Genomic DNA, 14,724 nt, shown 5'->3' on the forward strand with positions numbered 1-14,724 from the left:
AAACTGCACATGCCAAAGCTGCTTTGATGGGAAAACAGGAATTCACGTCCCTTCTACTTTCTAAGCTTTAATATTAGGTATAACGTCGCGACAATTTTTACAGACTGTATCTAAAATGAATATTCTCCCATCATTAACTGCTCCGCAGGCTTGGCATGGTGATGCCCTTGCGATCGCTGTTTTTGCTAGTCCAAAAGCGAGTAATGAGCAATCAGAAAATCCCGTAAAGCGAACTCTAGAACTATCTGCGCCATTAAAAAACTTGGATATTCAGGTTTTGGCTTGCACTTTAACGGATTTGATTACTGAGTCAGAGTTTACGGGGGAAATAGGGGCTACGGTCAGTGGACGTGTGGGTATTGACTATGCAATTCGTAAGGTGATTTTGATTGGTTTAGGAGATCCTGCTAAAGCTACTGCGGATGTCTGGCGTAAAGCTGCTGCATCGGCGGTGAAATGGGCTAATAAGGAGAAGGTGAAAAAGCTGGCGCTTTCTTTTCCTGCCTATAACCAAGATGTGAGTTTGACGGCTCAAGCGATCGCTGAAGGTGCGTTGCTTGCAGCGCATCAAGACAAACGGTTTAAATCCAAAAATGCCAATCCGCAATTCCTCGATCAAGTGGAGGTTTTAGAAACTGATCCTGAATTAGCAAATCCTGCGATCGCTAAGGCGCAGCAGATTGTTGATGGGGTGATATTGGCGAGAGAGCTAGTATCTGCGCCTGCGAATATCGTTACGCCGATTACGCTTGCGGAAACTGCGGTAGCGATCGCTAATGACTCAGGTTATTTCACTGTCAAAATTCTTGAACAAGCTGATTGTGAAGCCCTCAACATGGGTGCATTTCTTAGTGTGGCAAGAGCCTCGGATATTCCGCCGAAGTTCATTCATCTCACCTACAGCAACGGCACACCCAAGCGCAAATTGGCAATTGTGGGCAAAGGCTTAACCTTTGACTCTGGCGGTTTGAATCTGAAAACTGGTGTGGGTAGCAGCATCGAACTGATGAAAACTGACATGGGCGGCTCGGCGGCGGCGTTGGGTGCAGCTAAAGCGATCGCAAAGCTGCAACCCACTGACATCGAAGTGCATTTCATCGTCGCCTCTTGCGAAAACATGGTTAATGGCAGTGCCATGCGTCCAGGGGATATCCTTACGGCTTCCAATGGCAAAACCATTGAGGTGAATAATACTGATGCTGAAGGTCGCTTAACTCTTGCCGATGCGCTGGTCTATGCTGACAAGTTGGGTGTGGATGCGATCGTCGATCTTGCCACCCTGACAGGTGCTTGTGTAGTGGCTCTAGGTGAAGATATTGCTGGGATGTGGTCGATTGATGATGCCTTTGCTGAGGCGATCGCTAAAGCCGCAAAACATGCTGGAGAGAAATTCTGGCGGATGCCCCTCGAAGATCCCTATTTCGATCAATTAAAGTCAGTGGTTGCTGATTTTAAAAATACAGGTTCACGGGCTGGTGGTGCGATTACAGGAGCTTTATTCCTGAAGCAATTTGTGGAGAAAACTAGGGCATGGGCGCACCTTGATGTGGCAGGTCCCGTTTGGACTGAGCGGGAGTCTGGTTATAACAATGCTGGTGGTACTGGTTTCGCAGTGCGAACTTTGGTGAATTTAATTATCAATTAAACAAAAAAGGCTTGCTTAGCAAGCCTTTTTTGTTTAATTGGTTAATAATGTAGCAGTCCTAAATCTGGGTCACAAAGCAATGAGCGATGAGTCTAATCTGACATCAGCCAATATTTCCCCTGAGAATGAGGATTTATTGCAAGAGCTTTCGATGACGCTGGATCTGTATGAGGATGAGTTTAAGCTGCTGTTGGCTCGATGCAACTATCAAGATTTACGCGATCGCCTGATTACTCGCCTCAAGGAAATTCATCCACAGCCGATTTATGAGATTAGGTTGCCGCGAACGCAAAGGGATTTATATAACTACATCATTTCTCAAGTACCGTCAGAAACTCCCGCAGCATTGTCCATCGTGGGACTGGATGAACTTGAAGTTCTACAGGCAGCACTGTTGGATCTGAATATCAATCGCGAAATGTTTCGCAATCACTGCCCCTATCCGATTGTGTGGTGGATTTCCGATGCGGTGCATAAGCGGATTATTCGGGTTGCTCCTGACTTTGAGAGTTGGACGACGACTCTTGACTTTGAGATCGCTACCGATGAGTTAATAACTTCTTTGCATGATGGCAGTGAAACTTTATTTAGTCATGTACTCGCGCCCAGTGAGGTTCCTTTTTTTAAAAAGTTGGGGGAAATTAATCGTCTAGGTTCGATTCAATGTTCGGAACTGGAAATAGCGCTCAAGGACTTAGGCGATCGCGGTTTAAATCTTGAGCCGAAATTGCAAGCAAATCTTAACTTTATTCGCGGTTTAGATACGCTGCCGCCAAATAACTCACCTGAAAAGGCTTTGCAGTATTTGCAAGCGAGTTTTAACTATTGGCAAGAAATTCAAGATTTTGAACGTTGTGGTCTATTAATCAACCAAATTGGACAAGTCAATTACACAATTGCGGATGCTGAGAAATATCGCACACCTAATTGGGAATTAGCGCGATTGGGTTTTCAATCTGCTATCGATTTTTTTGAAAAGATAAACCGTTCTGATTTCGTAGCAAATATAATTATTCGCCTTTTTGTTACGGCATATCGCATGTCTGATTGGGATGCTGTTGAGGCAATTGTCCAAAAAGCTTTACCTTTACATCAGCAGTTTCTTGAACCTTATCATCTCTCGTTAGACTATCGATATCTAGCGGAGGTCGCGCTCCAAAAACAAGAATGGGAAACTGCCAGAAATCACGGAAAAATGGCGCTTTCTTTCTTGGATCAATCTCCTCAGGATTATCAAAAATGGCGCAATTTATATCTATTTATCATTGCTCAAGCTGAAATCAAACTCGAAAATTATCAAGAGGGATTAAAACTACTCCTTGAAGCAAAAGCGTTAGGAGATACTGGTCATCCACAGATTTATATCAAACTTTTAACAGAACTGCGATCGCTCTACACTAAACAAAAGCAATATCTCGAAGCCTATGTCACTAAGCAAGAACAGTATGCGATTGAGCAGCAATATGGCTATCGTGCGTTTATTGGTGCGGGAAGATTACAGGGTAAGAAGTCAGTCGGCAAATCTCAAACTGATGTAGCAACAGAAATTGAGGCTTCTGGTAGAAAACTTGATCTTGATGAGTTGATTACGCGCATTGCGAAGCCGAGTTATAAGCTGATTGTGCTGTATGGCAAGTCAGGCGTTGGTAAGAGTTCGCTGGTGAATGCAGGATTGATTCCGCTGTTGGAGCATACTTCCTTTGAGGGTAGGGATGTTTGCGCGATCGCCTTGCGGGTATATACAAATTGGGAAGAGGAGTTGGAGAAAGCTTTGAAGATCGTCTCCTTTCAGCCCCCTCTTCCATTAGAAAGTAAAGCCCTCACCCCCCAGCCCCCTCTCCCATTGGGAGAGGGGGAGCAAGACTCTGTTCTTAATTCGTTGTCTAAGAATGAAGTCTTGCTCCCCTCTCCGTCTGGGAGAGGGGCTGGGGGTGAGGGTCTTATCTCAAAACTACGAGAAAAAGAAGCGCAAAATAAACGTCTAGTCTTGATTTTTGATCAGTTTGAGGAGTTCTTTTTTGTTTATTACAATCAACCCACTGAGCGGCGGCGCTTTTTTGAGTTTATTGGGAAGTTGCTGAATGATTCGCAAAATCTATCTTCGCTGAAGGTGGTTTTGTCTTTGCGGGAGGACTATCTGCATTATTTGCTGGAATGCAATCAGATTGATAGCATGGCGGCGATCGACCAAGATATTCTCAGTAAGAATGTGTTGTATCGGGTGGGGAATCTCAAGGTGGAGGCGGCTAAGTCGCTGATCCAAACCCTGACGGAGAAGTCGCGGTTTTATTTGGAGCCTAAGCTGATTGGGGTGATCGCAGATGATCTTAAGGATGAGTTAGGTGAGGTGCGTCCCATTGAGCTTCAGGTTGTGGGGGCGCAGTTACAGCAGGAGGGAATTAAGACTTTGGAGCAATATCGTCTATTGGGTACGAATCCGAAGGCGATATTGGTGGAGCGTTATTTGAATGATGTGATTGTGGATTGTGGTGAGGAGAATAATCGATTAGCTAAGTTTTTGTTGTTTATGTTGACCGATGAGCGGGGGACTCGTCCCTTAAAGACTCGTGAGGAGTTAGAGAAAGATTTGCATGATTTGCTGGCTGAGATGCAGGGAGATACGTCGGCGTTAGATTTGGTGTTGGAAATTTTTGTGCGATCGGGTTTGGTGGTGTTGATTCCTGAGTCACCTTTGGATCGGTATCAGTTGGTGCATGACTATCTGGCGGAGTTTATCCGTGCGTCGCAAGCGCCTGAGATGGCGAAGTTGCAGCAGGAATTGGCGGAGACTAAGGAAACATTGAAGGAAACTGTGGATCGGCTGAGTGTTGCCGTTAAGGAGGAAGAGGCGGCGAAGTTTAAGGCAAGGGGGCGGAGTCGGTTGGCTTTTGGGGTGGGGATTGTGGCTAGTGTGATGGCAGTGGGCGCAGGGATTGCGGGTTTTATGGCTCTAAAAACTAGTGTTGACTCGCAATTTGTTACTGAGAGCTACAAGATGTTATCGTTAATGAATGGCAATCTTGAACTTGAGGCGTTAGTTGAGGTAGTAGAGACGGGGGAGAGATTAAAAAAAGATCAGATCGCCTCTCCCGACACAAAGATTCGGGTGATTACATCCATGCAAGAGGTGATCTATGCCATAAAAGAAAAAAATCGCTTTGCTCATAGCGCTAGTGTCACTAGCGTTGCCTTTAGCCCCGATGGCAAGACGATTGCGACAGGAAGTGGGGACAACACCTTCAAATTGTGGAATCTGGAAGGAAAAGAAATCCAAACCTTGAAAGGGCATAGCTCTGGTGTCAGTAGCGTAGCCTTTAGTCCCGATGGCAAGACGATCGCCACAGGAAGTGGGGACAACACCTTCAAATTGTGGAATCTGGAAGGCAAAGAAATCCAAACCTTGAGAGGGCATAGTGAAAATGTCAGTAGCGTAGCCTTTAGTCCCGATGGCAAGACGATCGCGACAGGCAGCGGGGACAATACCGTCAAATTGTGGAATCTGGAAGGAAAAGAAATCCAAACCTTGAAAGGGCATAGCAATTGGGTTAGTAGTGTAGCCTTTAGTCCCGATGGCAAGACGATTGCCACAGGAAGTGGGGACAACACCGTCAAATTGTGGAATCTGGAAGGAAAAGAAATCCAAACCTTGAAAGGGCATAGCTCTTATGTCAGTAGCGTAGCCTTTAGTCCAGATGGCAAGACGATCGCCACTGGCAGTTTCGACACAACCATCAAATTGTGGAATCTGGAAGGAAAAGAAATCCAAACCTTGAGAGGGCATAGTGAAAATGTCAGTAGCGTTGCCTTTAGTCCAGATGGCAAGACGATTGCCACTGGCAGTTTCGACTCAACCGTCAAATTGTGGAATCTGGAAGGAAAAGAAATCCAAACCTTGAGAGGGCATAGCATTGGTGTCAGTAGCGTTGCCTTTAGTCCAGATGGCAAGACGATCGCCACAGGAAGTGTGGACAACACCGTCAAATTGTGGAATCTGGAAGGCAAAGAAATCCAAACCTTGAAAGGGGAAATTAGCGTTGCCTTTAGTCCAGATGGTAAGACGATCGCCACAGGAAGTGTGGACAACACCGTCAAATTGTGGCAGATCGATGGAAAAGAAATCCAAACGTTGAAAGGGCATAGCGCTTGGGTCAGTAGCGTAGCCTTTAGTCCAGATGGCAAGACGATCGCCACAGGAAGTCAGGACAAAACCGTCAAATTGTGGAATCTGGAAGGCAAAGAAATCCAAACCTTCAAAGGGCATAGCAGTGATGTCACTAGCGTCACCTTTAGTCCCGATGGCAAGACAATCGCCACAGGAAGTCAGGACAAAACCGTCAAATTGTGGAATCTGGAAGGCAAAGAAATCCAAACCTTCAAAGGGCATAGCAGTGATGTCACTAGCGTCGCCTTTAGTCCCGATGGCAAGACCATTGCGACAGGAAGTTACGACACCACTGTCAAACTGTGGGATATAGAAGTTAGCAAAGAAATTCAAACATTGAAAGGGGATAGCTCTATTGTCTTTAGCGTCGCTTTTAGTCCCGATGGTAAGACGATTGCCTTAGGAAGTTATGACAAAACCGTCGAATTGTGGAACATAGAAGGTAAAAAAATCCAAACCTTGAAAGGGCATAGCTCTATTGTCTGGAGCGTAACCTTTAGCCCCGATGGCAAGACCATTGCGACAGGAAGTAATGATAACACTGTCAAATTGTGGAATATAGAAGGCAAAGAAATCCAAACTTTGAAAGGGCATAGCAAGCGTATCAGTAGCGTCGCCTTTAGTCCCGATGGCAAGACGATTGCGACAGGAAGTTACGACAACACCGTTAAGTTGTGGAGTTTGGATTTAGATCGTCAATTGGGACTTGCTTGCCATTGGCTACAAGACTACATCTCGACACAGCCAGACTTGCAACAAAGATTGGCAATTTGCAAAGAGCCGCTAATATTGAAAGCAGCAGCACCTGCCCTTGTCGCAGAGGCGAGAACAAAGCTCATGAGCAGTCAAAAAGATGATGCGATTTGGCTATTTAAAGAAGCCAAAAAACTCGATCGCGAACTTGTTCTTGATGCGGACATAGAAAACATGATCAAACAAAATAAGCACAAGTAGACTTTAAATGCCCAGATCTTCGACTTTTTCTTTGCAATCAAAAGTGATTTTCAAGTTCACAAAAAAAGTCGGGGATCTTAATCTCTGTGCTTCAGGTAGTGAGCTAAGCTATCGCCCTGATAAATGCCCAGATCCCCGACTTTTTCTTTGCAATCAAAAGTGATTTTCAAGTTCACAAAAAAAGTCGGGGATCTTAATCTCTGCTTTTCAGTTAGTGAGCTAAGCTATCGCCCTGATAAATATCCAGATCCCCGACTTTTTCTTTGCAATCAAAAGTGATTTTCAAGTTCACAAAAAAAGTCGGGGATCTTAATCTCTGCTCTTTGGTTTGTGAGTTAAGCGCCCTGATAAATGCCCAGATCCCCGACTTTTTCTTTGCTATCACAAGTGATTTTCAAGTTCACAGAAAAAGTCGGGGATCTTAATCTCTTTTCTTCAGGTTGTGAGATCTAAGCGATCACCCTGATAAATATCCAGATCCCCGACTTTTTCTTTGCAATCAAAAGTGATTTTCAAGTTCACAAAAAAAGTCGGGGATCTTAATCTCTGCTCTTTGGGTTGTGTGGTCAAAGCTATCGCCCTGATAAATACCCAGATCCCCGACTTTTTCTTTGCTATCAAAAGTGATTTGCAAGTTCACAAAAAAGTCGGGGATCTTAATCTCTGTGCTTCAGGTTGTGTGGTCAAAGCGATCGCCCTGATAAATGCCCAGATCCCCGACTTTTTCTCTGCTATCAAAAGTGATTTGCAAGTTCACAAAAAAAGTCGGGGATCTCAATCTCTGCTTTTCAGTTTGCGAGCTAAGCGATCGCCCTGATAAATGCCCAGATCCCCGACTTTTTCTCTGCTATCAAAAGTGATTTGCAAGTTCACAAAAAAAGTCGGGGATCTTAATCTCTGTGCTTCAGGTTGCGATCTAAGCGATCGCCCTGATAAATGCCCAGATCCCCGACTTTTTCTTTGCTATCAAAGTGATTTTCAAGTTCACAAAAAAAGTCGGGGATCTTAATCTCTGTGCTTCAGGTTTGGCGATAGGCGATCGCCATCGATAAAAATGCCAAAAGCTGTTGAGTCAGACCGAAATGACCACAAAATTGGGGCGCGGTTTGCCGTAGAAGCCACACTTACTACAGAACGACGGGTAACCGATCGCTTTTGCCGCTCTCCCATCACCGCAGGTGCATAACCTTTGCGTTTTTTTTATTAATTTTTTTGGTTGCTTCAGCCTGAGCTTTTTCGGCAGTGGGATAGGTTTTGTTTTGTTGTTGACCTTTATCGCCAATACGTCCGTAGCGAATTCGCACCTCCGCACCCTCAACGATGACCTCATAGAACTTGTGCGATCCTTGATCGCCTTCCGATAGTTCTAGATAAGTGATGTCTAAACTCATCGTTTTACTGGCGGCGATCGCCTACGTGTTGACTTGTAAGTGCTGACTTGATTAACCAATTTTGCCCGATTGCTTGACTTAACGAGCAGTTGTCTTACAAAACTTCAATTCAGCTATTTGCGCGATCGCTTCTTTGAACTATATTCTTAGAGCATGATGACAAACTACCGACCACCCAAAAGATGGCTGTATCCCATCGGAAAATTGTCCAAACTTGCGGCGGCGATCGCCCTCGCTGCATTTGCCTATATTCCTACTTCCGCAAAAGCTGAAACCTATATTAATAACCGCACCTGTCCTGCGGACTTTCCGAGCTTGAGTAAGGCTCTAGCTAAGGATTTACCCGACTATCTCAATCGCGTTTACAGTCGCTTAAGGATTAAACGCGAGGTGATGACCATCAGTCAGCCAGAGCTAGAGCCTTTACCCCTTGCCCCCGATCAACCCCGTGATCGCCTCCCGCAACAGATATTTTTATCGATCTTAGAAAGACAATCGGGTAGAACCGAAACATCACAGCGAGCTTACTGGTTATTTTTAGTGCCTACTTCTAACGGTTGGCGGCTAGCGATCGCCTTTATGCGAGTCGGACAAGCGCCGCCTGTAGATGTCAGTGATGCGGCGATCGCTGATGCGGCGAATAAGTGGTTACGCGACTATTGCGATCCTCGTTATAAGCTCTAAAATAATGAATGTCGGCTTCGCCGACATTTATTATTTTGGAAGATTATGTCTTTATTTGAAACTGTGCGATCGCAAATGCCTGTGGAAGTTCCATCGCAGTTAGAACGCATGGATGCATTTTGGAAAAGCTATCGTCAAGGTGATCAAGCGATCGCCAAAGTAGTCCAAACCTCACAGGAGAAGTTAGGCGACAAAGATTTTGATGCAATCGTCTGTGGTGGCACATTGGGCATATTTATCGCCTGTGCGTTGCAGCGCACAGGCTGGCAGGTGGCAATTATTGAACAGGGGATACTGCGGGGTAGAGAACAGGAATGGAATATTTCGCGCAAAGAATTAAACGCATTTTTAGAATTAGATTTACTCACAGAAACGGAATTAGAAACAGCGATCGCGACTGTTTATAATCCTGCGAGAGTTGGCTTTCAAGGAGGTAAGGATCTCTGGGTGCGGGATATTCTCAATATTGGGGTTGATCCTGTTTATCTATTGGAAGTTCTCAAACAAAAGTTTTTAGATGCTGGCGGCAAGTTATTTGAAAAAACTGGATTTAAACAGGCGATCTCTCATGTTGACGGGGTTGCAGTGGAGGTTGCCCTCACCGATGGCGGCTCCTCTCCCAAAGAGGGAGAGGGGAACAAGAGGATTACGGGGCGATTATTGTTGGATGTGATGGGGCATTTCTCGCCGATCGCCAAGCAAGCGCGATCACAGATGCAGGGCAATATCAAACCCGATGGAGTCTGTATGGTGGTGGGAAGTTGTGCTAAGGGAATGCCCGAAAAATCCTATGGTGATTTGATTTATAGCTTTACGCCTATTCAAAATCAATGTCAATATTTTTGGGAAGCATTTCCTGCTAGAGATGGCAGAACTACCTATATGTTTACCTATGTGGACGCTGATCCACAACGTCCTAGTTTTGCTCAACTGATGGAAGACTATCTATTTTGGTTACCTAAATATCAAGAAATAGAACTTAGTCAATTGAAATTTCAACGAGTTCTCTTTGGCTTTTTTCCATCTTACAAACAAAATCCTTTGCAAACACCTTGGGATCGGATTTTGCAAGTAGGTGATAGCTCAGGGATGCAATCACCCCTTAGTTTTGGTGGTTTTGGCGCAATGGTACGACATTTGCCGCGCTTGACCGATGGAATTAATACGGCGTTGCATCATGACTTATTGTCCAAAGAAAATCTGCGATCACTACAGCCCTATCAACCAAATCTGTCGGTAACTTGGCTATTCCAAAAATCGATGAGTGTCGCTGTCAATCAACAAATCGAAAGCGATCGCATTAATTATCTGCTAGGTGTAACTTTTACGGCGATGGAGAAACTAGGCGATCGGGTTCTCTATCCATTTTTGCAAGATGTGGTGCAGTTCGTTCCCCTCGCCCAAACGATGGTTGCGATGTCGATTGCCGATCCTGTACTAGTTTTGAAAATCATGCAACAGGTTGGTATTGCCACTTTACTAGATTGGCTCAAGCATTATCTGGGTTTGGGCGCATATAGCTTTTTAAATCAACTTGGTCAAAAAGTAGAACCTGCGATCGCCAATTTTTTGCCTGAGCAACAATATCAATGGCAACGTCAGCTTGACGCATGGCACTATGGTTCAGGCGGCGACTATGAGATGAAAGAGTAAAACTCACGTTGTTATTAATATCAAACTCACGTTGAAATTAATAACTAAACCCAGTAAGATTTTTATACCAAAACCCAAGAAGTGAGGGGCGGCGCGAAGCGCCGCCCCTCACTTCTTGGGTTTTGATTTGCCCTAGCGATCTCTTACGTTGCTATAAAAAAGCACAAAATGGCATAGCCATTTTGTGCTTTTTTATTATTGCTGTAGAGCAGTTCTGATTAAAATGCAGCCGCCAACTTCAAATCGTTGGTTTCTAAGATCTGTTGAAGCTCCTCTGCATCAACAGTCTCACGTTCAATCAAATCATGGGCAATCTTGTCAAGAACATGACGGTTATCAATGAGAAGCTGCTTGGCGCGACGGTAGGCATCAGCTACTAAAATGCCAACTTCTTCATCAATTGTGGCAGCAGTCTCTTCCGAAAAATCTCGCTCAGCGGCAATGTCACGACCAAGGAACATATTTCCATTGGAACGACCGAGAGCAACTGGTCCTAGTTTTTCACTCATACCGAAACGCATCACCATTTGACGCGCAACCGATGCAACTTGCTGTAAGTCGCTGGACGCACCAGTGGTTACTTCTTCTTCCCCAAAGACAATTTCTTCAGCGATGCGACCACCTAGAGCCACAGCCATTTGGTTTTGCAAATAGGCGCGGCTCTGCATTCTTTCTTCCGTAGGCAAGAACCATGTCAAACCACCAGCACGACCACGAGGAATGATCGTTACCTTTTGGATGGCATCATAGTCGGGCATCAAAGCACCGACGAGGGCATGACCTGCTTCATGGTAAGCAACTAATTCTTTGCGCTTTTCGCTCATCACGCGATCTTTCTTTTCGGGTCCAACCAAGACGCGATCAACAGCATCATTGATTTCATCCATCGAGATTTCAGTCAAGTTGCGACGTGCCGCAAGAATAGCTGCTTCGTTCAAGAGGTTAGATAAGTCAGCACCTGTAAATCCGGGGGTACGACGGGCAATCTTTTCAAGATCAACATCCTTAGATAGTGTCTTGCCGCGTGCATGGACTCCGAGGATTTCGAGACGACCTGCAAAGTCAGGACGATCAACAACTACTTGGCGATCAAAACGACCGGGACGTAGAAGGGCTGCATCCAATACGTCAGGACGGTTAGTTGCCGCAACGATAATGATGCCTGTATTACCTTCAAAGCCATCCATTTCGGTGAGCAATTGGTTGAGGGTTTGCTCACGCTCATCGTTACCACCTCCGAGACCAGCACCGCGCTGACGACCGACCGCATCAATTTCATCGATAAACACGATACAAGGAGCATTAGCCTTGGCTTGCTCGAATAGGTCACGTACACGGGATGCGCCCACACCAACGAACATTTCTACGAATTCTGAACCAGAAATACTGAAGAAAGGTACGCCAGCTTCACCAGCTACGGCTCTAGCTAGCAAAGTTTTACCTGTTCCGGGAGGACCAACTAGCAATACGCCCTTAGGAATTTTTGCGCCCACGGCGGTAAAGCGATCGGGATTTTTGAGGAAGTCTACAACTTCAGTAAGTTCAAATTTAGCTTGCTCAATACCAGCCACATCGGTAAAGGTGACTTGGGTTTGAGGCTCCATTTGGACACGGGCGCGGGACTTACCAAAGTTCATCGCTTGGTTGCCAGGACCTGCTTGAGCGCGACGAAGTAGGAAAAACAAACCGACTAATAGCAAAATGGGCAAAATCAAGCTGCTCAAGGTTTGAACCAATGCACCATCGGTACGACGGGGTGCGACATCTAGTTCAATGCCATTTTCTCTAACAGCTTTGGTGAACTCAGGGTCATTAGGTAGGTTTACTCGAACTTTTTTCTTGCCTTCAGGACCTCCGGGGACAGTTACTTCTGCAAAATTGCGATCGGGGCTAAGGGTGATTCTGGAGACACCTGCAGGTTTCTTTCTGACTTCTTCGAGCAGCTTGCTGTAGCGCCATTCACCTTGAGTGGCTGGTTGGCTATCGAGGAGAGTTGTTCCTAAGGTAATGACGACAATGCCAAGCAATGCGTATAAACCAAAATTTTTCCACTTTTTATTATTATTGTCGTTTTTATTATTGCTTTTCACTACTACCGCTCCATCGATAAAAGTGTTCTTAGATGATTTTGCCAAGAACGAATGATTTAATTAACTAATCTTAACGCAAGCAGTCTAGGATCTGTCCAAATCAATGCAGAATCCATCTTTGGATCGATAGTAGGTAATCTCAATCAATATTATCGAGGTGGGCTAAGCTCGCCTCGATAATATTGAGGTTTAATTGTTTTTTATAGCAACGCAAGAGATAGATAGGACTTAAAACTAAAAAGATGAGTGGCGGCGCGAAGCGCCGCCACTCATCTTTTTGGTTTTAAGTCCCAAGCAAAACTTACATTGCTATAGTTACTGAAAACCGATAATTTACCAATATGGCTAAATATATAGACTTCTGGCAAACTTATCGCGATCGCCTTGCCGCGCAAATGGGTGTGGATGAGCAACGCAAAACTGAGGTGTACTTAGAAATTTCGCAAGCCGCGACTTTAAAAGATACAACCCATTGGTTGCAAATCATTTTTTCGGCGGGAATCGCGACATTAGGTTTGGTGCTAAATAGCCCTGCGGTAATTATTGGGGCGATGTTAATTTCCCCTTTGATGGGTCCAATTCTTTCTCTCGGTTTGGCTTTGGCGGCTGGAGATTTTATTTTGTTGGCAAGGGGAATTGCAAATATTACCTTGAGTTGCTCTGTAGCAATTGGTTTCGCAGTATTACTAATTTTTATACTGCCATTTAAGGAAGCAACTAGCGAGATTTTGGCAAGGATACAACCGAATACATTGGACTTAGGGGTAGCATTATTTTCGGGCGCGATCGGCGCGATCGCCATTTGTCGTCCTATAAAAGGTGTAGTTACTTCGATCCCAGGGGTGTCGATCGCTGTGGCTCTGATGCCACCATTGTGTGTAGTCGGCTTTGGCGTTGGTGTTGCTTTTAGTCTGAATTGGAGTGAGGGTTTCCAAATTGCTAAGGGTGGCGGTTTGCTATTTCTGACTAACTTAGTGGCGATTTCCTTTGCCTCTTTGTTAGTTTTTCTGATGCTGCACATTGATACGGAAACGGTGCGCGAAAGAGTAAAACTATGGGAATCTAGTGATCGCGAAAGTCTTGCCGTGCAGAATTTCTTAGGTCGTTATGTTTTCTTAAAGCGATTGCGTCCCATTGGAAGCTTGCCAGGGAGATTGTTAGTAGTATTATTGACGGTTCTAGCTCTTTTAGTTCCTCTCAGTAGTGCCTTTGGCAGATTAGGTGAAGAGGTTACTGAGAAACAACAACAAAATGCTCTACGCCGTAATGCGACTAATATTTGGCTGTCGAAATTTAGTAATGAGAACAATGGTCAACCACGCTCTTCGATAGAGCGGATCTCAATTACAGAAAAAAATCAGTTCGTGACGCTGCGACTAAATGTATTTACCAGCAAGCTTTATTCGGCAACTGAGAAGGAAGAGTATGTTCAAGAATTAGCCCAAAAACTTGGCAAAAATCCTCAGCAAATTCAATTTATTCTCACTGAGATTCCCACTGCTTCCAATGAGATTTTGGCTAAGAAGGAAGAAGTTGCCTTACCTGTGGCGGTTAAACCTCCTAGTCTCAGTGAATTACAGTTTGATCTTTTACAGGATCTTGATGCGATGATCGCTGATTTATCTTTGCCACCAAATGCACAATTACTCGACTATGCCATGACTACGGGCAAATCTCAGTCCATGTTATTAGCAATTACTTATTTAAGCGATCGCCCAATTAGTGCAGATGCCCAAGCCTTAGTAATTCAAGATGTGAAGACAAGGATCGGCATAACTGGGGCAAAAGTAAATTTAGAATATATCAATATCAATGGTGGAGAAATTATTTTTGAAGAGGATAAAATAGCATTAACTGCCGACGCTATTACGAAACTTGATCAAATTGGGAGCTTACTACAACGTTATCCTAACCTCAAATTATTGATGTCTGTTAATTTATGGGTGCTAGAGAGTAATGAGTTAAGAAGAGTACGGACTCAGGCGATCGCTTCGTATTTAGAATCTAAATGGCAAGTTCCCAATGAGCGTTTGGATATTACTCACAATCTCAATATTACAAGTTTCGAGTCTCCCAATTTACCACAGGATGGGAAGGTGTTATTTCGGTTTATGGTCAAGCCAAAAGAGGGATAATAAATTAGCT

General features: G+C 44.7%; 7 protein-coding genes and 1 pseudogene. 6 read left to right on the forward strand and 2 right to left on the reverse strand.

Annotation, left to right across the window (positions count from 1 at the left end; genetic code table 11):
- The first annotated feature begins 115 nt into the window (after positions 1-115).
- The 3 genes from VB775_RS16530 (at position 116) to VB775_RS16540 (ending at position 7,578) form a co-directional block, all read left to right on the forward strand.
- Positions 116-1,645, forward strand: a complete 1,530-nt coding sequence (locus VB775_RS16530; protein WP_281005400.1) for a leucyl aminopeptidase — start codon at positions 116-118, stop codon at positions 1,643-1,645.
- 79 nt (positions 1,646-1,724) lie between these two features.
- Entirely contained in the window at positions 1,725-6,761 is a 5,037-nt protein-coding gene (locus VB775_RS16535; protein WP_281005399.1) for an eIF2A-related protein, read from the forward strand.
- Positions 6,762-7,323: 562 nt separating this feature from the next.
- A complete protein-coding gene (locus VB775_RS16540; RefSeq protein ID WP_281005398.1) occupies positions 7,324-7,578 on the forward strand; it encodes a hypothetical protein in 255 nt (84 codons plus the stop codon).
- 218 nt (positions 7,579-7,796) lie between these two features.
- On the opposite strand, the pseudogene VB775_RS26535 reads toward VB775_RS16540, so the two are convergent.
- Positions 7,797-8,152, reverse strand: a pseudogene (locus VB775_RS26535) (WGR domain-containing protein); the annotation flags it as partial.
- A gap of 153 nt (positions 8,153-8,305) precedes the next feature.
- Here VB775_RS26535 and VB775_RS16555 point away from each other — a divergent pair.
- Together VB775_RS16555 and VB775_RS16560 are read left to right on the forward strand one after the other, a co-directional pair.
- Positions 8,306-8,836 (forward strand): hypothetical protein, encoded by a 531-nt coding sequence (locus VB775_RS16555; protein ID WP_281005395.1) that lies wholly within the window; start codon positions 8,306-8,308, stop codon positions 8,834-8,836.
- 45 nt (positions 8,837-8,881) lie between these two features.
- A complete protein-coding gene (locus VB775_RS16560) occupies positions 8,882-10,489 on the forward strand; it encodes an FAD-binding oxidoreductase (RefSeq protein ID WP_281005394.1) in 1,608 nt (535 codons plus the stop codon).
- Positions 10,490-10,707: 218 nt separating this feature from the next.
- Here the strand turns inward: VB775_RS16560 and ftsH are convergent, their stop codons facing one another.
- Positions 10,708-12,579: an ATP-dependent zinc metalloprotease FtsH gene (gene ftsH / locus VB775_RS16565; protein WP_281005393.1), complete on the reverse strand. Its 1,872-nt coding sequence runs from the start codon at positions 12,577-12,579 to the stop codon at positions 10,708-10,710.
- Between the two features lie 341 nt (positions 12,580-12,920).
- Here ftsH and VB775_RS16570 point away from each other — a divergent pair, with 341 nt between their 5' ends.
- A complete protein-coding gene (locus VB775_RS16570) occupies positions 12,921-14,714 on the forward strand; it encodes a DUF389 domain-containing protein (RefSeq protein WP_281005392.1) in 1,794 nt (597 codons plus the stop codon).
- Positions 14,715-14,724 lie beyond the last annotated feature (10 nt).

Origin of the sequence: Pseudanabaena sp. CCNP1317, assembly GCF_034931345.1 — a bacterium.
Lineage (GTDB): Bacteria > Cyanobacteriota > Cyanobacteriia > Pseudanabaenales > Pseudanabaenaceae > Pseudanabaena > Pseudanabaena galeata.